General features: G+C 51.8%; 18 protein-coding genes. 12 read left to right on the forward strand and 6 right to left on the reverse strand.

All coding sequences use genetic code 11. The features are described from left to right. Nucleotides 1-158: 158 nt before the first annotated feature. The 4 genes from GBC03_21455 (at nucleotide 159) to GBC03_21470 (ending at nucleotide 6,717) form a co-directional block, all read left to right on the forward strand. On the forward strand, nucleotides 159-974 hold the full coding sequence (locus GBC03_21455; GenBank protein ID QFS72587.1) for a Cof-type HAD-IIB family hydrolase: 816 nt from the start codon (nucleotides 159-161) through the stop codon (nucleotides 972-974). Nucleotides 975-1,672: 698 nt separating this feature from the next. Continuing rightward, nucleotides 1,673-4,033 carry an autotransporter outer membrane beta-barrel domain-containing protein gene (locus tag GBC03_21460; protein ID QFS74097.1) on the forward strand — a complete coding sequence of 787 codons (2,361 nt, stop codon included), beginning with the start codon at nucleotides 1,673-1,675 and terminating at the stop codon, nucleotides 4,031-4,033. An 82-nt stretch (nucleotides 4,034-4,115) separates the two neighbouring features. Continuing rightward, nucleotides 4,116-5,264, forward strand: coding sequence for a glycosyltransferase (locus tag GBC03_21465; protein ID QFS72588.1), 1,149 nt, complete (start codon nucleotides 4,116-4,118; stop codon nucleotides 5,262-5,264). Nucleotides 5,265-5,454: 190 nt separating this feature from the next. Further along, nucleotides 5,455-6,717 carry a DUF1479 family protein gene (locus GBC03_21470; protein ID QFS72589.1) on the forward strand — a complete coding sequence of 421 codons (1,263 nt, stop codon included), beginning with the start codon at nucleotides 5,455-5,457 and terminating at the stop codon, nucleotides 6,715-6,717. Nucleotides 6,718-6,774: 57 nt separating this feature from the next. Here the strand turns inward: GBC03_21470 and GBC03_21475 are convergent, their stop codons facing one another. Further along, nucleotides 6,775-8,370: an ABC-F family ATPase gene (locus GBC03_21475; GenBank protein QFS72590.1), complete on the reverse strand. Its 1,596-nt coding sequence runs from the start codon at nucleotides 8,368-8,370 to the stop codon at nucleotides 6,775-6,777. A gap of 217 nt (nucleotides 8,371-8,587) precedes the next feature. On the opposite strand from GBC03_21475, the gene ldtB reads away from it, so the two are divergent. Continuing rightward, nucleotides 8,588-9,508 (forward strand): L,D-transpeptidase, encoded by a 921-nt coding sequence (ldtB, locus tag GBC03_21480; protein QFS72591.1) that lies wholly within the window; start codon nucleotides 8,588-8,590, stop codon nucleotides 9,506-9,508. A gap of 53 nt (nucleotides 9,509-9,561) precedes the next feature. On the opposite strand, the gene GBC03_21485 is transcribed toward ldtB, so the two are convergent. The 4 genes from GBC03_21485 to mntR all read right to left on the reverse strand — a co-directional run bounded on the left by GBC03_21485 (nucleotide 9,562) and on the right by mntR (nucleotide 15,068). Then, complete coding sequence (locus GBC03_21485; GenBank protein ID QFS72592.1) at nucleotides 9,562-10,176, reverse strand: TetR family transcriptional regulator; 615 nt, start codon at nucleotides 10,174-10,176, stop codon at nucleotides 9,562-9,564. Between the two features lie 33 nt (nucleotides 10,177-10,209). After that, nucleotides 10,210-13,305 carry a multidrug efflux RND transporter permease subunit gene (locus GBC03_21490; protein QFS72593.1) on the reverse strand — a complete coding sequence of 1,032 codons (3,096 nt, stop codon included), beginning with the start codon at nucleotides 13,303-13,305 and terminating at the stop codon, nucleotides 10,210-10,212. 186 nt (nucleotides 13,306-13,491) lie between these two features. Then, the gene (locus GBC03_21495) at nucleotides 13,492-14,598 is read right to left on the reverse strand and encodes an anion transporter (protein ID QFS72594.1); all 1,107 of its coding nucleotides are present in this window, start codon (nucleotides 14,596-14,598) and stop codon (nucleotides 13,492-13,494) included. Continuing rightward, a complete protein-coding gene (gene mntR / locus GBC03_21500; protein ID QFS72595.1) occupies nucleotides 14,595-15,068 on the reverse strand; it encodes a manganese-binding transcriptional regulator MntR in 474 nt (157 codons plus the stop codon). The genes GBC03_21495 and mntR overlap by 4 nt, the downstream gene beginning before the upstream one ends. Nucleotides 15,069-15,253: 185 nt before the next feature. Between mntR and mntS the strand changes: the two genes are divergently transcribed. After that, complete coding sequence (gene mntS / locus GBC03_21505; GenBank protein ID QFS72596.1) at nucleotides 15,254-15,382, forward strand: manganase accumulation protein MntS; 129 nt, start codon at nucleotides 15,254-15,256, stop codon at nucleotides 15,380-15,382. Nucleotides 15,383-15,659: 277 nt separating this feature from the next. Further along, nucleotides 15,660-17,246 carry a sulfatase-like hydrolase/transferase gene (locus GBC03_21510; protein QFS72597.1) on the forward strand — a complete coding sequence of 529 codons (1,587 nt, stop codon included), beginning with the start codon at nucleotides 15,660-15,662 and terminating at the stop codon, nucleotides 17,244-17,246. Nucleotides 17,247-17,312: 66 nt separating this feature from the next. Here GBC03_21510 and ompX read toward each other — a convergent pair whose 3' ends face one another. Beyond that, nucleotides 17,313-17,828 (reverse strand): outer membrane protein OmpX, encoded by a 516-nt coding sequence (ompX, locus tag GBC03_21515; GenBank protein ID QFS72598.1) that lies wholly within the window; start codon nucleotides 17,826-17,828, stop codon nucleotides 17,313-17,315. Between the two features lie 389 nt (nucleotides 17,829-18,217). Here ompX and rhtA point away from each other — a divergent pair, with 389 nt between their 5' ends. The 5 genes from rhtA to glnQ all read left to right on the forward strand — a co-directional run bounded on the left by rhtA (nucleotide 18,218) and on the right by glnQ (nucleotide 22,494). Further along, nucleotides 18,218-19,105, forward strand: coding sequence for a threonine/homoserine exporter RhtA (rhtA, locus tag GBC03_21520; protein QFS72599.1), 888 nt, complete (start codon nucleotides 18,218-18,220; stop codon nucleotides 19,103-19,105). Nucleotides 19,106-19,414: 309 nt separating this feature from the next. Next, nucleotides 19,415-19,918 (forward strand): DNA starvation/stationary phase protection protein Dps, encoded by a 504-nt coding sequence (gene dps / locus GBC03_21525; protein ID QFS72600.1) that lies wholly within the window; start codon nucleotides 19,415-19,417, stop codon nucleotides 19,916-19,918. A 364-nt stretch (nucleotides 19,919-20,282) separates the two neighbouring features. Continuing rightward, the gene (gene glnH, locus GBC03_21530) at nucleotides 20,283-21,029 is read left to right on the forward strand and encodes a glutamine ABC transporter substrate-binding protein GlnH (protein ID QFS72601.1); all 747 of its coding nucleotides are present in this window, start codon (nucleotides 20,283-20,285) and stop codon (nucleotides 21,027-21,029) included. A gap of 86 nt (nucleotides 21,030-21,115) precedes the next feature. Next, a complete protein-coding gene (gene glnP, locus GBC03_21535; protein QFS72602.1) occupies nucleotides 21,116-21,775 on the forward strand; it encodes a glutamine ABC transporter permease GlnP in 660 nt (219 codons plus the stop codon). Beyond that, entirely contained in the window at nucleotides 21,772-22,494 is a 723-nt protein-coding gene (glnQ, locus tag GBC03_21540; protein QFS72603.1) for a glutamine ABC transporter ATP-binding protein GlnQ, read from the forward strand. Before glnP ends, glnQ begins: the two co-directional genes overlap by 4 nt. Nucleotides 22,495-22,527 lie beyond the last annotated feature (33 nt).

A 22,527-nucleotide genomic window follows, 5' to 3' on the forward strand; every position in this document is an offset into this window, starting at 1 on the left:
GCGCTAACGCTTACCGGGCCCACAAGCCTCTCTCCGTAGGCCGGATAAGGCGCAGCCGCCATCCGGCGCTTTTGCTTTCATTCGAAATTAAATTTGTGCTTTAGGTCACATTGTTATTAGAATGTTGCTAGCCACAGTAATATTCTGGAGAGAAATGTATGACCGTAAAAGTTATCGTCACTGATATGGACGGAACTTTTCTCAATGACGCCAAAAAGTACGATCACGCACGTTTTATGGCGCAGTACCACGAGCTAAAGAAACGCAACATCGAGTTTGTCGTCGCCAGCGGCAATCAGTACTTTCAGCTCATCTCTTTCTTCCCCGAACTCAAAGACGAGATCTCTTTCGTTGCCGAAAACGGCGCGCTGGTGTTTGAGCATGGCCAACAGCTTTTTCACGGCGAACTTACCCGTCATGAATCACGGAGCGTGATCGGCGAACTGCTCAAGGATAAACAGCTCAACTTTGTCGCCTGCGGTCTGCAAAGCGCTTACGTCAGTGAACACGCCCCGGCGTCCTTTGTTGCGCTCATGGCAAAGCACTATCACCGCCTGAAGCCGGTGAAGGACTATCACGACATCGACGACGTGCTGTTTAAGTTCTCTCTGAATCTGCCGGATCAGCAGATCCCGTTGGTTATCGACAAGCTGCATACGGCGCTGGACGGCATTATGAAACCTGTGACCAGCGGTTTCGGCTTTATCGATCTGATCATTCCGGGGCTCCACAAAGCCAATGGCATCAGCCGGTTGTTGAAACGCTGGAACCTTTCACCGAAGGAGGTGGTCGCCATTGGCGACAGCGGCAACGATGCAGAAATGTTGAAAATGGCGCACTACTCTTTCGCCATGGCGAATGCCACCGACAGTATCAAAGCGCTCTCCCGCTATCAGACGGATGACAATAACCATCAGGGTGCGCTGAACGTGATCCAGGCTGTGCTGGATAACACGGCCCCCTTCAACGTGTAATGCCTGAATGCGGCGACTGGAGAATATTTTAATCCGGATGCCGCATTCAGATTATTATTATTAATATTAGGATTTTTGATAATAATAATGGAAAGTTTTTTTGTTATTCCTTTATATAGATATCTTCAGGCTGGTAAAATTCTTAATTCTTTTGGATTAGCATCGCAACAGGTTTCTTTTATAACACTCGACCTCTGGCAACTACTTTACAGCAATAGATAGCTTTATATTTTTACGGATAACCAATATCACCGTAAGCCAAAAAAATTCATTATTAACTCATTGATAAACATACAAAACAATCACAACGCAATTAAAGTGATGTCTATTTTATTTTCATACACACACAAATCATTTAGACTATTAATTGACAAACAGAAACCTTTGTTTGCCCCACTTATTAAATGTTAAATTTTTTATTATAATTTAATCATTATGGACAAGTTAACATGGATTACACTCTGAAATTACACCAGGCCAGGAATTTCACGTTTCTTTCGGGAAATTTTAATAAAACTTTTCTCGCTAGCGCCATTTTATTGGCAGCCCACTCTGCTTACGCAGATGACTGTAATAACCTGGCACTTCAAGCTGGAGTGAGTTGCGTACAAAACGGTAACCAACTGAATATTGATATTCATGCAGATATCGACAACCCTACCCCATACCCTGCCTACTCATTCAACGCTCAGAACGGGATGCAGTCTGATAAGGTCGTCATCTCTCTGGACGCGGGTAAGACGCTCACGGCCGCTCAGAATGGGATACAGGCCCAAGGCAATCCCCTTGCTCTTGATGAAATAGAAGTCAGCACATCGGGAAACATCTATACCGGTAAGGTAACCGACAACGATGCGGCGGATCCGCTTGCACCGATTACGGGCCCTTCTGGTGGCATAATTTTTGATAAAACCAATATCCGGGATACGCAGCACGCTGGGATTTATCTGGCCGGCGCATCCGGCGGGCTGTTAGCTATTGGTTCAGTTCTTCAGCAGTCCGGAAGCCAGATCGTTAACAACAGCGCGAGTAAAGATACCGCAGCTATCTATTCGCAGGCGCTGGAATCGCGGATTACCAGCTCAGGCGTGATTCGTTCCCAGGTCGGTGATGCCATTCGCATAGAAAGCACCCCGCCTGAATATACCTGGTCCAGCGGCGGTTACATCATTGTCGATCCGCAGGGCGTGTTTGATGTTCACCTGAAGGCCGACAGCGTTGTCGAGGGGGGGAGCGAAGGCGCGGGTATCAAAACCACGGGGGGAACGCAGTCCACTGTGCAAATCGATCAAGGTGCCACGCTTGGCGCGCTATCCGATGTGGCAATCGACGTGGCAGGTTTTGACGGTTTTTATTTGCGCGATCCCGCCATGCCCAATTTGCCGCTAGACAGTACTCATTATAGCGGAGCAGAAACCCGCATCATTAACGCAGGGGCCATGACGGGCGTCGTACGCCTCTCCAGCGGTCGGGATACGGTGATTAACGACGCTACGGGTGTCTGGAACGTGCGGCAGTGGTTTGATTCGGATCGCGACGGTATCCGGGATACCGTCGCGCCTGTAGCGACCAGTGATTTTGGCGGAGGCACAACGGAACTTGTCAACCGTGGCGTAATTTCCCTCACCGCGCGCCCGGACGGGACAGCCAATCATGCGTTATTTGATAACCTGGCGACGTTTCGAAATCAGGGTAGCCTGCAGTTAACCAATAATGTCGCTGGCGATCGCTTTACCCTTAACGGGGATTATGTCGGAGACGGCGGCGTTATTGCGCTTGATACGGTTCTGGGTGACGATAACTCACTGACCGACCAGCTCATTATTAACGGCTCAACGTCAGGCCAAAGCGTGCTGTCCATCAATAATCTCGGTGGCACCGGGGCACAAACCCGTGAAGGCATTAAAGTCATTGAGGTCAATGGCGATTCATCAGGGGTGTTCACGCAGAGCGGGCGTATTGTCGGAGGAGCATATGAATACTATTTACACAAAAATAGTCTCAGCGTTCAGGACGGCGACTGGTACTTGCGCTCCGAACTGCCTTCGGTCACGCCGGATCCCCAGGATCCTGAACCCGTGCAACGTCCGGAAATCGGCAGCTATATGGTTAACCACATGGCCGCCAATACCCTCTTCCAGACACGTCTTCACGATCGCCTCGGTGAAGCGCAGTATACCGATGCGTTAACCGGGGAACAGACAACCAGCCTGTGGCTTCGTCAGGTCGGTGGGCATAACCGCTCTCAGGACAGTTCTGGTCAGTTTAAAAACCAGGGAAATCGCTATGTCGCGCAAATTGGCGGTGACATTGCGCAGTGGAGTTCCGATCAACGGGATCGCTGGCATCTGGGTATCATGGCGGGCTACGCCCGGCAAAGTAACAATACCGAATCCAGATACTCACACTATCAATCCAAAGGCTCGGTCAAAGGCTATAGCGCGGGTTTATACGGAACCTGGTATGCCAACGATGAGAAAAAAACCGGTAGCTATGTCGACAGTTGGGCGCTCTACAACTGGTTTGATAACGAAGTGAAAGGCGATCAGCTGGCGTCCGAGAAGTATAAATCTCGCGGCATTACCGCCTCGGTAGAAGCGGGTTATACTTTTGAATTAGGCAGCAGAGAAACGGATGCAGTGGGATATTACATCCAGCCTAAAGCCCAGCTTATCTGGATGGGCGTCAGATCCAGCGATCATACTGAACGCCAAAGCAGCGGCGGTTCACGTGTCTCATTCGAGGGCGATGGTAATCTTCAAAGTCGATTGGGTGTCCGTGCCTATCTGCAAGGACACAGCACGGTAGACAAGGGCAAAAATCGCGAGTTCCAACCCTTCATCGAAGCAAACTGGATCCATAACACCCGTGATTTTGGGGCCAGTATCAATGGCCAGGGCAATGAAATTGCCGGCACCCGCAATATTGGTGAAGCCAAAATCGGGGTTGAGGGACAACTCTCCCGACAACTGGATATGTGGGGTAACGTGACGCAGCAAATAGGGAACAGTGGTTACAGTGATACTCAGGCAATGATAGGGATCAAATACCGTTTCTAGCCAGTAGCAGGGCCCTGGCAGACGGATAATATTGTCCGTCTGCCTCCCTGACGATTTATACCAAACGCATTTGATAACAGGAATGGTCATGCAACCACGCGTTTTAATTGTCACCACCGAAGCCCCTGATGTGCTGTTCAGTGGCCTGGGTTTTTTCAATCAGCATTTCTGGCAGGAATTAACGCGCCGTCGCTACCCCTTCAGGGTGTTATACCTGAACAATCAGAAAACCCGGGCGTCAACACTGGCTGATTATGAGATTGCCGTTGAACCTACATTGCCTTTTGACTCCTCCCTGGAATCACTGAGCCTGAATGTGGCATGGAGTACCGCGCAAAAAATTCAGCCCATACTCAATGAGTTCAAGCCCGATATTATCTCAGTGCACGAAAACTCACCTCTGTTACCGTTTTACTTTGAGTTACACAGAGTGCAATTCACGCTCCATTCCAGCTATATCGGCATGCAGCACTATCTGACCCGAACCCAGAAAGGTATGCAGCATTACTGGGAACAGCGAATCGCGGTACGTCAGAGTGGCGCGGTAGTGCTTCACAGCGACTGGGCGCACCGTTCAATTATTCAGCATGTCTCCGCCGATATTGTCCCCCCCGATATCTTCCCTATCGGTGTCGATTTCGCCGATTACCCGGAAAAAAAAATCCGCCATCCGCAAGGTAAAGTGGTCATCAGCTTCTTTGGGCGATTCACCGATATTGTGAAAAACTTCCAGATTTTTCGTGAGTCGATCAATACGCTGCCAGAAGCCTATCGCAACCGGGTTGAGGCCAGGGTTTATGGGCCAGAGAAGATCCCTGACTACATGGAAAAAGAAGGCTTTAAAGGTCTGACATTTGTTCAGGGTGAGGAAAAAAAACGGGCTTTTGCGGAAACTGACATTGTGGTCTTCCCCAGCATTCAGGAGAGTTTCGGTATTGTCGGACTGGAAGCCTTGCTCTCAAACTGCGCACTGATCGCGACGCCAGGACTGGGTATGGATGCATACATGCCTTCTGATTACGCCTGCGAACCTACCGTTGCCGCGCTACAGCAGCGCATCGTCCACTATCTCTCACATACTGAACAACTCTGGCGCGATCAGGATAACCAGGTGTTTCGCCAGAGCGTAAATCATCCGGAATTAACGCTCAGTAACATGACGGAATCCTATATTGAAGTCTGGAAAAAGTTGCACCAAAAGTTAGTCAGCTCAGCGACTGCCGCGAAGTAAGCTGTTCCCCTGCCCTTTATGGCGCCGTCGGGCGCCACAATCCAATCATCAGACCTCTGGTATGCGTTGTCCTGGACAAATGGCGCGACGATCTCACCAGCAAACATTTAAACTTGCATTAACTTTTTTATAACTTACATTATCAACTGTAAGTTAAATAAGTTTCGAATGAAAGTTATGCGAGGTGGTTATGGCTTTTACCTTCACAAGCGACACATTACCGGTCGATCACAAAGCGGCTATCCGTCAGATGAAGCAGGAACTGCGGGCGCAGCTTGGCGACGTTGATCAAATCTTCGGCCAGATTAGCGATGCCATTGCCACCCGCGTGGCGGAAATCAACGCGCTCAAAGCACAGGGCGCGCCGGTCTGGCCTGAGCTGTCCTATGCCGATATCAACGCTGGCACGATCGCAGCGCAGCAGCGTGAACAGATCAAACGCTGCGGCTGTGCGGTTATCAAAGGTCACTTCCCGCGCGAGCGGGCGCTGGCCTGGGATCGGTCGATGCTGGACTATCTGGACCGCAACCGCTTTGACGAGGTGTATAAAGGGCCTGGCGATAACTTTTTTGGCACCCTCAGCGCCTCCCGTCCGGAGATCTATCCGATCTACTGGTCGCAGGCGCAAATGCAGGCGCGGCAGAGTGAGGAGATGGCGAACGTGCAATCGTTCCTCAACCGTCTGTGGACCTTTGAAAGCGAGGGCAAGCAGTGGTTTAACCCGGATGTGAGCGTGATCTACCCGGACAGGATCCGCCGCCGTCCGCCGGGCACCACCTCAAAAGGGCTGGGTGCGCACACCGATTCCGGCGCACTGGAGCGCTGGTTGCTGCCGGCGTATCAGCGCGTTTTCGCCAGTGTCTTTAACGGTAATCTGGCGAAATACGATCCGTGGCATGCCGCTCATCGCACCGAGGTGGAAGAGTATACCGTGGATAACACCACCAAATGTTCGGTGTTCCGCACCTTCCAGGGCTGGACCGCGCTGTCGGATATGCTGCCCGGTCAGGGCTTGCTGCATGTCGTGCCCATTCCGGAAGCCATGGCGTATGTGCTGTTACGTCCGCTGATGGATGATGTCCCGGAAGACGAACTGTGTGGCGTGTCGCCGGGCCGGGTGCTGCCAATATCCGAACAGTGGCATCCCCTGTTGATTGAGGCGCTCACCAGCATTCCGCCACTGGAAGCCGGCGATTCCGTCTGGTGGCATTGCGATGTGATTCACTCCGTGGCGCCGGTCGACAATCAGCAGGGATGGGGAAATGTGATGTACATTCCCGCCGCTCCCCTGTGCGAGAAGAATCTGGCCTATGCGCACAAAGTAAAAGCGGCGCTGGAAAAAGGGGCTTCGCCAGGCGATTTCCCGCGTGAGGATTACGAAACAGACTGGGAAGGACGCTTTACGCTGGCGGATTTGAATATCCACGGCAAGCGCGCGCTGGGGATGGCGTAACGCTAAATCGTGACAGGTGTGGTCAACACACCTGTCACATGAAAGGCAATGGGGAAATTAGCCGTCAATGCCTTTACTGCGCAGATAATCTTCGTAGTTACCGCTGAAGTCCACCACGCGATCGGGGGTTATCTCCAGCACGCGGGTTGCCAGTGAACTCACGAATTCACGGTCGTGAGAAACGAAGATCAGGGTTCCCTGATACATCTCCAGGGCCATGTTCAGCGATTCGATGGATTCCATATCAAGGTGGTTGGTCGGTTCGTCCATCACCAGAATGTTTGGCTTCTGCATCATCAGCTTACCGAACAGCATACGACCCTTTTCACCACCCGAAAGTACCTTCGCCGGCTTTTTGATGTCGTCCTGGCTGAACAGCAGACGACCGAGGATGCTGCGCACCGCCTGTTCGTCATCGCCTTCTTGCTTCCACTGGCTCATCCAGTCGAAGACCGTCAGATCGTTTTCAAACTCATATTCGTGATCCTGCGCGTAGTAGCCAATGCGCGCGTTTTCAGACCATTTCACCGTACCGCTATCGGCGTCCAGATCGCCCACCAGCGTTTTCAGCAGCGTCGATTTACCCACGCCGTTGGTTCCCAGTACCGCCAGCTTTTCACCGACTTCCAGCAGCAGGTTGACCCCTTTGAACAACGGGCCGTTATCAAAGCCTTTGCTGAGCGCTTCCACTTCCAGCGCGTTACGGAACAGTTTCTTGTCCTGCTCGAAGCGGATGAACGGGTTCTGACGGCTGGACGCCTTCACTTCGTCGAGTTTGATTTTATCAATCTGACGGGCGCGAGACGTCGCCTGACGAGATTTAGAGGCGTTAGCGCTAAAACGGCTGACAAAGGATTGCAGGTCGGCAATCTGCGCTTTTTTCTTGGCGTTATCCGCCAGCAGACGTTCGCGCGCCTGCGTCGCGGCGGTCATGTATTCGTCGTAGTTGCCCGGATAAATACGCAGTTCGCCGTAGTCAAGATCCGCCATGTGCGTACACACCATGTTCAGGAAGTGACGGTCGTGCGAAATGATGATCATGGTGCTGTCACGTTCGTTCAGCACCTGCTCCAGCCAACGGATGGTATCGATGTCCAGGTTGTTGGTCGGTTCGTCAAGCAGCAGAATATCCGGATTGGAAAACAGTGCCTGCGCCAGCAGTACACGAAGCTTCCAGCCAGGGGCAACTTCGCTCATCGGGCCGTAGTGTTGCTCTACCGGAATCCCCACGCCGAGCAGCAGTTCACCGGCGCGCGCTTCAGCAGAGTAACCGTCCATCTCGCCGTATTTCACTTCCAGATCGGCCACTTTGTAGCCATCTTCTTCGCTCATCTCCGGTAACGCATAGATGCGATCGCGTTCTTGCTTCACTTCCCACAGCTCACCGTGGCCCATGATGACCGTGTCGAGCACCGTGAACTCTTCAAAAGCGAACTGATCCTGGCGCAGCTTACCGATACGCTCGTTGGGATCGAGAGAAACGTTACCCAGCGTCGGTTCGAGGTCGCCGCCGAGAATTTTCATGAAGGTGGATTTACCGCTACCGTTAGCGCCAATCAGGCCGTAACGGTTGCCGCCGCCAAATTTGACGGAAATGTTTTCGAACAGCGGCTTACTGCCGAACTGCATGGTGACGTTGCTGGAAACTAACACGGACGTATCCTAAAGAATATGTGACAAACCTCATATTATGCCACAAGTCTTAAATAAGATCGCGCCCTGTAGCAAACGACTACACTGGGGGAACAGGAAAAAAATGTGATTTCGTACACATCTGAATTCCCTGTTAACAGGAATGCACATATAATGCGCTCCCAACACTACAGAATTCTCAACCCAACAGCCTGCCAGGCAATGAATCTCGCATAACATGAATATGAAATTAACAACGTTTTTCGCGGCAGCACTCGCGGTAGTCGGCTTTTGCAGTACCGCATCCGCTGTCACCTATCCTCTGCCAACGGATGGTAGTCGCGTCATTGGTCAGAATCAGGTCATCACCATCCCGGAAGGTAACTCGCAGCCGCTGGAGTATTTTGCTGCTGAATACCAGATGGGGCTTTCCAACATGCTGGAAGCCAACCCGGGCGTGGATACCTTCCTGCCGAAAGGCGGCACCGTGCTGAACATTCCGCAGCAGTTGATTCTGCCGGACACCGTGCATGAAGGCATTGTGATCAACAGTGCGGAAATGCGTTTGTACTACTACCCGAAAGGCACCAATACCGTGATCGTCCTGCCAATCGGTATCGGCCAGTTAGGTAAAGACACGCCAATCAACTGGACCACCAAAGTAGAACGTAAGAAAGCCGGCCCGACCTGGACGCCAACGGCGAAAATGCACGCTGAATATCGTGCCGCAGGCGAACCGCTGCCCGCTGTCGTGCCTGCCGGTCCGGATAACCCGATGGGTCTGTACGCCCTGTACATTGGCCGTCTGTACGCCATTCACGGTACTAACGCGAACTTCGGTATCGGCCTGCGCGTGAGCCACGGCTGTGTGCGTCTGCGTAACGAAGACATCAAATTCCTGTTCCAGAATGTGCCTGTTGGAACGCGCGTACAGTTTATCGATGAGCCGGTAAAAGCAACGACGGAGCCAGATGGCAGTCGTTACATCGAGGTTCACAACCCGCTGTCGACCACCGAAGCGCAGTTTGAAGGCGGCGAAATCGTACCGATCACGCTGTCGAAGAGCATTCAGAACATCACTAACCAGCCTGATGTTGACCAGAGCGTGGTGGAACAGGCGGTTCAGAACCGTTCAGGGATGCCCGTTCGTCTGAACTGATTGTTTTGGATTCATCAAGTTAATGAAAAAGGGCTCATCCACTGAGCCCTTTTTTAATGGTAGCGCCAGGCGGTAAGAAAGGTTTGAACCGCCGAGTGCGCAAGTTGCTCCAGCACACGGCTATCCATTGGTTGTTGATCAATCAATGCGGCTGGTAATGGGTATCCCATTACCGCACCGAGAAAGGCGGTCGCCTGAAGTGTCGGGTTATCAAGCTGTATTCTCCCCTGCTCCTGATATCGCTTCAGTATCTCTGCCAGCGCCTGTAATACGCGTCCTGTTGGACGCTGCTTAAGCGTGGCGTAAAGCTCCGGTTTCTGTACCAGAACCTGAATTAACAAACGCTGGAAATGGATATGCTCAGGGGCATAGAAGTGTTCTTGTACCACTTTCGCGAAGCCGAGTAGTAATGCTGGCAGACAGTCCGCGTTATCCGTCATCATCTGCTGGAGCGGCGGCTGCATCCTGTCATTGAGAAAGGAAAACGCTTCAACCAGCAGCGCGTCTTTCCCCCCTGGGAAATGGCTATACAGTGTAGGCCTGGAGATCCCGGCAGTGGCGACGATGGTGTCTAACGACACATCAAGTCCCTGTTCAAGAAAAAGATCGCAAGCAGCCTGTAAAATGCGAGGGCGCGCTTTCATCGGACGCCCACGTTGATTTGCCATTAAAACTGTCCTTAATGATTTATCGATGAAATCTTACGTCTTCAGATACCGTAACCCTTGTCGAATAAGGATGAAAAACAGCGGCACAAAAAGCAGCGTTAATACCGTACCTGAAAGCATTCCCCCAATGACGGCGGTACCGATCTCTATTCGGCTGGCTGCGCCCGCCCCGGTAGAGAGTACCAGAGGGATAACGCCTGCCACAAATGCCAGTGAGGTCATGATAATGGGACGCAAACGTAACCTTGCGCCCTCATACGCCGCTTGTGTGATATCAAGACCGTCGGCGATACGCGACTGAGCAAACTCGACAATCAAAATCGCGTTTTTTGCCGACAATCCCATGGTGGTCAATACGCCAACCTGGAAATAAATATCGTTATTGAATCCGACGAGCATTGAGGCAGTCACCGCCCCCAGAATTCCCAGTGGGATTATCAACATGACAGCCAGTGGAATTGACCAGCTTTCATACAAAGCGGCAAGACAGAGAAAAATAAAGATGAGTGACGCCATGTACATCCAGAGAGTCTGCGCGGACGACGCTTTTTCTTGATACGACAAACCACTCCATTGCAAACCCAGACCGGGCATTTCCTCTACCTTCTCTGCCATCACGTCCATCGCATGACCGGAGCTGGTGCCTGCTGCGGCATTCCCCTGAAATTGAACCGCGGGCAAACCGTTAAAACGTTGCAGCATCTGTGGACCCGTTGTCCATCTGAATGACGCGAAACTCGCGATAGAGGCCATATTGCCACTCGCGCCTTTCACAAACCAGGCGGCAAGATTCTCAGGGTTTGCCCGCCACTCGGCATCCCCCTGCATATACACCCTTTTAACACGTCCACGATCGATAAAATCATTGATATAAACGCCCCCCAGGGCAGCGGAAAGCGTTTCATTGATATCAGCGTGAACAACGCCTTGCGCACCGGCTTTCAGTGGGTCAATTGCAACCTGTAGCTGTGCCTTTTCTTCCAGGCTGTTAATTCTGACCGCAGTGAGATGTTCACTGACACTGGCCTTGCGTAAAAGCGCCTGCTGCGCCTGCAACAGCGCCTCATATCCGCTGGCCGATTGATCCTGAAGCCACATTTCAAATCCGCTGGACTGTCCAAGCCCGCGGACCGTCGGTGGGGACATCGCGTTAATTGATGCCAGAGGTACCGTTTTGAAGTATTGGTTCGCACGGGAAATGATCGCTCTGGCACTATTCTGTTCCCCGCTTCGCCTGTCCCAGTGCTTTAATTCCGCAAAAGCCATTCCGACATTTTGGCCGCTACCCGCATTATTGCGCCCCGTGACCATGAAGATAACACTGAGATTATCTTTCTCTTGCGTCAGAAAATAATCGGTAATGGAATCACCCACGCGTTGGGTCATAGACAGTGGCGATCCGGTAGGGAGCGCAAACTGAATCATCACCGCCCCCTGATCCTCATCAGGAAGAAAACCTGTCGGCAATCGTTGATATTCCCACACCATAAACAGCACCAGTAACGTCGCCATAATGCATGAACGTAAGGGGCGCGAAACTATCCGTCGCAGCGTGGCTAAATAACGCTGCTGGCTCTTTTCCACCCCCTGGTTAAAGCAGATAAAAAAGGCCCCTTTCTTCGGCTGCTCTTTTTTCAGCAAATGAGCACAAAGGGTCGGCGTCAATGTTAATGCCACCAGCGCGGAAAGTGCCATTGCCGCCGCAATGGTTATGGTGAACTGACGGTAAATTATTCCCACTGAACCGCCAAAAAAAGCCATTGGAACAAAAACGGCAGCTAACACCAGTGCGATACCAATCAGCGCACTGGTGATTTCCCTCATTGAATGCAATGTCGCTTCCTTAGGCGTCATATCTTTTTCGGCCATCACTCGCTCAACATTTTCGACAACCACGATAGCGTCATCGACTAACAGACCAATCGCCAGCACCATGGCAAAAAGAGTCAGAGTATTCATGTTGTAGCCCAGGACACTTAAAATGCCGAACGTACCGAGCAGGACGACCGGTACAGTGATCGCAGGAATAAATGTGGCGCGCCAGTTTTGCAAAAACAGATACATCACCACAATCACAAGGATGATCGCTTCAATTAACGTCCATACCACGCCTTCAATGGAAACGGTCACGAACGGCGTACTGTCACGCGGGTAAGCGCTGATCACCCCTTGCGGAAACTGTACACTGAGACGCTCCACTTCAGCGCGAACATTTTCAGCTGTCGCCAGGGCATTCGCCCCTGAAGCTAACTGAATGGAAATCCCGGCGGCCGGATAGCCGTTGAGAGTCGTCTGGTTCTGATAATTTTCTGCCCCCAACTCTATGCGGGCAACATCACGTAAATAGATGACAGAACCATCACCATTAATACGAACGACAATGTTTTCAAATTGTTTGACCGTTTCAAGTCGCGACTGCGCCATCACGGTCGCATTGAGATATTGCCCCTCTACTGCAGGCAATGAGCCTATCTCGCCCCCGGTGACCTGGGCGTTCTGAGCTTCAATAGCAGCCCGGATATCAGATGGCATCAACCCATAACTGGTGAGCTTGTAAGGATCCAACCAGATGCGCATCGCATATTGCGCGCCAAAAACGGTGGTTTCGCCAACGCCATCAACCCGACTGAGAGGATCCTGCAATGTGCTAATGAGAAAATCGTTAATATCCAGACTGCTTAGCTGCCGGGTTTCATCATAAAGCGCGACCACCATCAGGCTATCCCCCTGCGATTTGGTCACGGTAATTCCTTGCTGCTGCACTTCCGGCGGCAGGCGTGTTATCGCCTGGTTGACCGCGTTTTGTACCTGGACCTGTGCCATATCGGGGTTTACCCCCTGATTAAAGCTGAGGCTGATTCGGGCCTGGCCAGCAGAACTGCTGCTTGATGAGAAATAGAGCAGCCCGTCAATCCCTTTGATCTGTTGTTCCAGAACCTGGGTGATGCTGTCCTCAACGGTCTGTGCAGATGCCCCTGGGTAGTTCGCTGTGATATTCACGCCCGGAGGAGCAATATCGGGATACTGCTCAACGGGTAACAGAAACAGCGCAAGCGTTCCTGCGGCCATGATTGAGATAGCCATCACTGCGGAAAAAACAGGTCGGATAACAAAAAAACGTGCCAGCATGAGCCACTTCCCCCATCAGGGTCCGCTGAACAGAGGCCGCACAAGCCAACAATCTTGTGTCCATTATCTGCTCAGCTTGTTTAATCACCATTTATTTACTTTACAGTAAAGTAAATAAATAGATCAAACAAATCCATTCAATCAGGAGATGGATTTGCTTTTGTCAGAATGGAGTGGCAATCGCGACTAAAACTTAAGCAGAACAAATCCTACAGCCGCAGCCCATATCAACATGGGTACCGAATAGAGATGGAAGCGCCACCAGATGCGTCGATCATTCGCCATCCGCAGGGCAATCAGATTCGCCAGCGAACCCGGCAACAGGCCGAATCCACCCACGTTAACCGCCCAGGCCAACAGCACGCCAGGAGGGACATAGTTCAGCAGTAAGATAGTGCTGGGAACATTACTGATCGCTTGCGACAGGCCAATTGCCGTCAGCCACAGTCCGGGTTCAGACAACGTACCAACATGACTTAGCACCCCCTGCAACGCCGGCAGTTGGGTTAGCAAATGGACATCAATAAACATGGACATAAACACCAGCAGCAGCGTCCAGTCAACACTCAACAGCACGCGGCGTGCCAGCAACAGGAAACCGAGGGCCACAATCGCCAGCCCAACCAATTCCTGCTTAAGCTCCAGCGCCGTCAGAAAAACGATGTACAGTCCCAGACAGCCCCACACCAGCCGGGGTAGCCACTCTGGCTGACTTGTCCCGGTATGGTATTGCAGCGGTTTATTGGGGAAGCAAAACCAGCAGAGCACCAGCAGCGTCAACATCATCGCAACGGCCAGCGGTGCCATCTGACCGATAAACGCAACAAAGGAGAGACCAGAACGCCCCCACATCAGGATATTTTGCGGATTCCCGATGGGTGTAAGTAAGGAACCCGCATTCACCGCCAGCGCTTCAAAAATAATGAGACGGTTGACCGGTATTGCGCACAACTTTTTCAGGGTAATGGTCAGAGGGACGACGATAAATAATGCGACATCGTTCGTCAGGAACGTCGAAAGCAGCGCCGCCGCCAGCACCATGAACATCGACAGACGGCGCTCCGTCGCAAGACGCCGGGTCATTTTACGGCCCAGGACATCAAAGTAACCGCTCAGCTCGACGCCTTTGGTCAACATCATCAGACCACTGAGGGTAATAATGGTGTGCCAGTCAATTGCGCCGGGCCAGGTCTGTGGCGTGAACGGAACCCACACACTCAATCCAACACCCACCACTATCAGTAAATGGAAAAAACGGTCGCGTTTCAGCGCCCGTAAAAAAGGCAGGCTCATTCAATAGAGTTTCCGTGCTGTTGCGTAAAATGACGGAAGGCTTCCAGCGTTTCCTGGCTTACGTGGTGCTCCATCCCTTCCGCATCACGTCGGGCTATCTCCGGGCTTACGCCCAGTACCAGCAGGAAGTTTTCCACAATCTGATGGCGTTCACGACTTTCCTGCGCCAGCTTCTCCCCTTCCGGGGTTAAAAAAACGCCGCGCCAGGGGATCATTTCTATCAGTCCCACCGAGGCCAGACGCTTAAGCATCTTGGCTACCGTCGGTTGGGACACCCCGAGACGGGCCGCCATATCCACCTGACGCGCTTCGCCGACTTCAATAATCAGGTCAGAAATCAACTCAACATAGTCGTCGATCAGTTCGCGGCGATGAGCCTCTCGCACCTGACGAAACCCTTCAACGTGTTCCTCAACGTTCACTAACTGCGTCACTTTTTTTGTTGTTGGCATACCTGCGCGACGACTCATTCTGCTTCCTCATTCCTGTGACGCATTAACAGCATCTAATTGGAGAGCGCTCATTGTAAACCAGAGTTGCCCGGGCACAAAAAATTAACGTTTTAGCAATAGCTATATAATATAGCCTGTGCTATATCTGTATGTAATGCAGTCATCCCTCATGGACAGAGGGACCAGAAAGTCAGGAGGTCAATATGAACGAATTCAAGAGGTGTATGCGCGTGTTTAGTCACTCTCCCTTTAAAGTCCGGTTAATGCTGCTCTCGATGCTGTGCGATATGATCAACAGCAAACCAGAGCAGGATAAACCCTCAGAAAAATAATGCGGCGTCGCGGTACGCCGCTTCATCGGGTTGTCATATTCAGCCGTTACACTCCTGTTCATGTCAAAATAGCCCCTCTTTTTGTCGGATTTGCTAACCCCTTCGCAAAACAATTTCTTTCTGCCAGTTGACCTTCACATTCACACGCTCTATCTTCTTGCAGCCCTGCCTAACTTGCGGCTCGCAGATGCGGACCTCTTCCCCTCTTCACGCACTCTCAGCAGGTAATGACCCTTGGCGCCAGGGTAAGCACATGGCGTTTTTGCGATAGTGGTATATGAATTTAACCCTTAAAGACTCGCTTCTTGCCCGCAGCCGGGCCCTTAGCCCGTGGACTGGCTTTTATGTTTTGCAGTCCCTGCTGATAAACCTGGCGCTGGGCTATCCGCTTAGTCTGCTGTATACCGTTGCCTTTACCTGCATATTACAGTTGCTCTGGCGGAGTGCGCCGAAAGCGCAAAAGGTTCTGATCGGCGTTTGCTCGCTTGTCGCAGCCTTCTACTTTCCTTTCGGTCAGGCTTATGGGTCGCCAAATTTTAATACGCTGCTGGCGCTGCACTCGACCAACATGGAAGAGTCCACTGAGATCCTGACGATTTTCCCCTGGTACAATTACCTGATGGGCGTGTTTATCTTTGCCCTTGGCGTGATTGCCGTGCGTCGCAAACCCAGCGAAGAGAAAAAGCGCTGGAATAAATATGACACCCTGTGCCTGCTGTTCAGCGTCGTCGCTTTTTTTGTCACCCCCGTGCAGAACCTGGCCTGGGGCGGCGTGTTTAAATTGAAGGATACCGGCTATCCGGTGTTCCGTTTCGCCAAAGACGTCATCGTCAATAACAAGGAAGTGATTGACGAGCAGGAACGCATGGCGAAGTTCGCCAGCATGAAAGACACCTGGACCGTCACCGCCGTGAAGCCGAAGTATCACACCTACGTGGTGGTGATCGGTGAAAGCGCGCGCCGTGATGCGCTGGGGGCGTTTGGCGGTCACTGGGATAACACCCCGTTTGCCAGCAGCGTCAACGGCTATCTGTTCGCCGATTACGTCGCGGCCAGCGGGTCAACGCAAAAATCACTCGGACTGACCCTTAACCGGGTTGTCGACGATAAGCCACAGTATCAGGATAACTTTGTCACGCTGGCAAACCGCGCCGGTTTCCAGACCTGGTGGTTCTCGAATCAGGGACAAATCGGCGAATATGACACCGCCATCGCCAGTATCGCGAAGCGGGCTGATGAAGTGCATTTTCTGAAAAGCGGCGACTTCGAAGCTGACAAAAACACCCAGGACGACGCGCTGTTAAAAATGACCGCGCAGGTGCTGGAAACCGAACGTACCCAGCCGCAGCTGATTGTACTGCATCTGATGGGTTCTCATCCGCAGGCTTGTGACCGCACCAAAGGGAAGTACGACACGTTCGTACAGTCGAAAGAGACCTCCTGCTATCTCTACACCATGACCCAGACCGACGACCTGCTGCGAAAACTGTACGATCAGCTTCGCAACAGCGGCGGCAGTTTCTCGTTGGTGTACTTCTCCGATCACGGTCTCGCCTTTAAAGAGCGTGGGAAGGAAGTGCAGTATCTGGCGCATGACGACCAGTTCCAGCAAAACTTCCAGGTCCCGTTTATGGTGCTCTCCAGCGATGATAAAGCGCACAAGGTCGTCAAAGCGCGGCGCTCCGCCAACGATTTCCTCGGTTTCTTCTCACAGTGGACAGGGATCAGCGCAAAAGAGATTAAGACGAAGTATCGTTTTATCTCCGAACAGAAGGCCGGACCGGTGTATATCACCAACTTCAAGTTGCAGAAGGTGGATTACACTCACCTGGGAACCGACATTTTTAGCACCACATCGCGCTAAACCGTCGTGAAAAACAGCCAAAAAAAATCCGCCCCTTGAGGCGGATTTTTTATATCACCGAAGTGATTAGAAGCGGTAACCAACGCCTGCGATCCAGGTGCCAACGTCAACGCTACGAATACGGCTCTGCTCGTAAGAGAAGTCCAGCGCAACGTTTTCGATCGGGTTGAACTGCAGACCTGCGCCATAAGAGAAACCATAGTCGCTGGTATCATCTTTATGGGTCGGGTAGTTGGTGTCCTGGAATTTACCGTAACCGACACCCACAACACCGTAGATGCTTGCCCAGTCGTTCAGACGGTAAGCCGGACCCGCAGTGATGCCGTAGTACTGAGTTTTGTTGTAATCGCCTGCACCGTTAGTACGATCTTTTTCGGTGTAAGTGAAGGAACCGATTACGCCCAGCGGGTTGTTGTCCTGCTCATAGCGATACTTCAGGTTGAAACCGTTCATTTTGTTCGCCGCGCCCTGAGCATCGCTCTGAGCATAACCACCGGTAACGGTAGAAGTCGCAGCGACAGCAGAACCTGCGGAGATAGCCAGAACAGCGGCCAGTGCTGAAAGACATGCAATTTTTTTCATAACCACCTCAAATGTGCTTCAAATAAGTCCTAAGTGTTAAATATATCAAAAATTGATGAGAAACTCTTTGCGATTAGTGATGTCTAACGGGCCATTTCGTGTAACAGAACGTTTCAACGAGCCGCTATCTCTTTCAATTAACATCACTTTTCTGGATTTTCGTCCCATTATTACGCGCATAATAAAGAACATTCATCCAGATTATTCCTAATTCGCCAGCGTATTAATCCATCAACCTGCCGCTATTTTACGGTTTTCCGGGAATTTTTTTTCAACGAAGACTCAACCGCAGGAGGTTATTTCCATTACACTGCCTCTTTTACTTTTCTATACACAAGTCAGGCAAGTTGCTGGATGCCGTGTATCTACAGTCATTGTCGGGAGAAAGGATGCCAGGGTCGTCACGTAAAACGCCAGTTTGGTTGCCCATTTTAGTACTGCTTATCGCCATGTCCTCGATCCAGAGCGGCGCATCGCTGGCAAAATCACTGTTCCCGCTGGTTGGCGCGCCCGGCGTGACCGCCCTTCGTCTGGCCCTGGGCACATTGATCCTTATTGTCTTCTTCAAACCCTGGCGTCTACGTTTCGCCAAAGAGCAGCGCCTGCCGCTGCTTTTTTACGGCCTGTCGCTGGGGGGAATGAACTACCTCTTCTATTTGTCGATTCAGACGGTTCCGCTGGGGATCGCGGTCGCTCTGGAATTTACCGGGCCGCTGGCGGTCGCCCTGTTCTCGTCTCGACGCCCCGTTGATTTTATCTGGGTAGTGCTGGCCGTTCTCGGGCTCTGGTTCCTGCTGCCGCTGGGGCAGGACGTTTCGCATGTCGATTTGTTCGGTGCCGCCATGGCGCTGGGTGCGGGTGCCTGTTGGGCTATCTATATTCTTAGCGGTCAACGCGCCGGTGCTGAGCACGGCCCAGCCACCGTCGCGGTAGGCTCGCTGATTGCCGCTCTGGTTTTCGTTCCACTTGGGGTGGCACAGGCCGGAGAAGCGCTCTGGCACTGGTCGGTGATTCCGCTGGGTCTGGCGGTTGCGGTGCTGTCGACAGCGCTCCCCTACTCGCTGGAAATGATTGCCTTAACCCGTCTGCCTACGCGCACCTTTGGTACGTTGATGAGTATGGAACCGGCGCTGGCCGCGGTGGCGGGCATCCTGTTTCTGGGCGAAACGCTGACGCCAGTCCAACTGCTGGCGCTCGGCGCGATTATTGCCGCCTCAATGGGCTCGACGCTGACCATTCGGCGGGAGAGCAACATAAAAGAAGTTGATGTAAATTAATTTTACATTTCTGCATGGTTTGCATAACCATGCAGAATATCTTCCCGCTGTTTTCCTGATATTTTCCTGATATTTCTCCACGGTTCATCGGCTTCGCCTCGCCTATTTATTCTCATTCCGATGTCACAGTGAGAATATTGATATCTCAATCTTTTACGTACGCAACCATATGAATAGTAATGCAATTAAATGCAGATGTTGTTAAGTGCTATTAAAGCGATAGGCAGAGCCAGAAAAGCAGGAACGATAACCGGTGCTATACTGAATCCCGTAAATTACTGGGACATAACATCAAGAGGATATGAAATTATGAGTACCGCTAAATTGGTAAAAACAAAAGCGTCCAATCTGCTTTATACCCGTAACGATGTCTCCGACAGCGATAAGAAAGCAACAGTTGAGTTGCTGAATCGTCAGGTGATCCAGTTTATCGACCTGTCGCTGATCACTAAGCAGGCCCACTGGAACATGCGCGGTGCGAATTTTATTGCCGTTCATGAGATGCTGGATGGCTTCCGTACGGCACTGACCGATCATCTCGACACCATGGCAGAGCGTGCCGTGCAGCTGGGTGGCGTTGCCCTGGGCACCACGCAGGTTATCAATAGCAAAACGCCGCTGAAAAGCTATCCGCTGGACATCCATACCGTCCAGGATCACCTGAAAGAACTGGCAGACCGTTATGCTGTAGTGGCAAATGATGTCCGTAAAGCCATCAGTGAAGCGAAAGACGAAGATACCGCAGATATCTTTACCGCCGCTTCCCGCGATCTCGATAAATTCCTGTGGTTCATCGAATCCAACATCGAATAATCGCATCATAAGTATTCCCTCTATAACCCTCGCCACGGCGGGGGTTTTGCACTTTTATGGTGCACAACATCGCTTTTCCCCCGCTGTAAAGTAAAATATTTGTAATAATCACCTCACACAATCGTTAACGAAAGATTGTTTTATCAACGATCTTTGCGCTAAATAGGCAAACCATTCGCACACCCTTTGTGGTGCACTAAATCAGTGCCCCACTATGGTGCAAAAAGCGAGTTTTGCTCCGCTAACTGTGCAAAAGAGTGCGATACCCTCTTGTGAAAACAAGGGGTTGCAAAATTGGCACGATTCTTTCATTACACTTATCGTTCTCGCAGGGGATCGCCCCGTGGATAAAAAAGGAAATGCTATGAAGTCTGTATTAAAAGTTTCACTGGCAGCACTTACCCTGGCTTTTGCGGTGTCCTCTCATGCCGCGGATAAGAAACTGGTTGTCGCGACCGACACCGCGTTCGTCCCGTTTGAATTCAAACAGGGCGACAAATACGTTGGCTTTGATGTGGACCTGTGGGCCGCCGTAGCAAAAGAACTGAAGCTGGATTATGAACTGAAACCGATGGATTTCAGCGGCATTATCCCGGCACTGCAAACGAAGAACGTTGACCTGGCGCTGGCGGGCATCACCATTACTGACGAGCGCAAAAAAGCGATCGATTTCTCTGATGGTTACTACAAAAGCGGCCTGTTAGTGATGGTGAAAACCAACAACAACGACGTGAAAAGCGTAAAAGATTTGGACGGTAAAGTCGTCGCAGTGAAGAGCGGCACCGGCTCCGTTGATTACGCGAAAGCCAACATCAAAACGAAAGATCTGCGTCAGTTCCCGAACATCGATAACGCGTACATGGAACTGGGCACCAACCGCGCAGATGCTGTTCTGCACGATACGCCAAACATCCTGTACTTCATCAAAACCGCGGGTAACGGCCAGTTCAAAGCGGTTGGCGAATCACTGGAAGCACAGCAGTACGGTATCGCATTCCCGAAAGGCAGCGACGAACTGCGCGAGAAAGTGAACGGCGCGCTGAAAACGCTGCGTGACAACGGTACCTATAACGAAATTTACAAAAAATGGTTCGGTTCTGAACCTAAATAATAAGACGTTTTGCCTTCAGATGTTGCCCGGGGGCGCTAAGCGTACCGGGCATTTGATTTTTTTCACCACGGTAACAGGAACAACATATGCAGTTTGACTGGAGTGCCATCTGGCCCGCCATTCCGATCCTGCTTCAGGGTGCCAAAATGACCCTGTGGATCTCCATCCTTGGTCTGGCTGGCGGGATCATCATCGGCTTGCTGGCGGGATTAGCCCGTACCTATGGTGGTTGGATAGCCAATCACGTTTCTCTTGTCTTCATTGAGATCATCCGTGGCACGCCGATCGTCGTCCAGGTGATGTACATCTATTTTGCCCTACCGATGGCCTTCCCGGACTTGCGTATCGACACCTTCAGCGCCGCTGTTATCACTATCATGATTAACTCCGGCGCCTATATCGCCGAAATCACCCGTGGTTCAGTTCTGTCGATCCATAAAGGGTTTAGCGAAGCCGGTCTGGCATTGGGGCTTTCCCGTCGCGAAACCATTCTCCACGTGATCATGCCGCTTGCGCTGCGCCGTATGCTGCCGTCGCTCGGTAACCAGTTAATCATCAGTATCAAAGATACGTCGCTGTTTATCGTGATCGGCGCAGCCGAACTGACCCGTAGCGGTCAGGAGATTATTGCCGGTAACTTCCGCGCCCTGGAGATCTGGACCGCGGTGGGGGTTATCTATCTCATTATCACGCAGGTCCTGAACATCGTGCTTCGTAGTCTGGAAAGAAGGATGAAAATCCTGTGATTGAATTTAAAAACGTCTCAAAGCATTTTGGTCCAACCCAGGTGCTGCATAACATCGATCTGAACATTAAGCAGGGCGAAGTGGTGGTGATTATCGGACCATCAGGCTCCGGTAAATCCACGCTGTTGCGCTGTATTAATAAACTCGAAGAAATCACCTCCGGCGATCTGTTCGTCGATGGGCTGAAGGTTAACGATCCGAAGGTGGACGAGCGCCTGATTCGTCAGGAAGCCGGAATGGTGTTCCAGCAGTTCTATCTTTTCCCTCACCTGACCGCGCTGGAAAACGTCATGTTCGGTCCACAACGCGTGCGGGGGACGAAGAAAGACGCGGCCGAAAAGCAGGCGAAAGAGTTGCTGGCGAAAGTGGGTCTGGCCGAGCGCGCTCACCACTACCCTTCTGAACTTTCCGGCGGTCAACAGCAGCGTGTGGCCATCGCCCGCGCCCTGGCGGTAAAACCGAAGATGATGCTGTTTGATGAGCCTACCTCTGCGCTCGATCCAGAACTGCGTCACGAAGTATTGAAAGTAATGCAGGATCTGGCGGAAGAAGGGATGACGATGGTCATCGTCACGCACGAAATCGGCTTCGCCGAAAAAGTCGCCTCACGTCTGATCTTCATCGACAAAGGCCGTATTGCCGAAGACGGCCATCCGCAAACCCTGATTGAAAACCCGCCCAGCCAGCGCTTGCAGGAGTTTTTGCAACACGTTTCCTGACGGTCCACCTCCCTTCCGCCTGGAAGGGAGGTT

It is taken from the genome of Citrobacter telavivensis (genome assembly GCA_009363175.1).
Lineage (GTDB): Bacteria > Pseudomonadota > Gammaproteobacteria > Enterobacterales > Enterobacteriaceae > Citrobacter_A > Citrobacter_A telavivensis.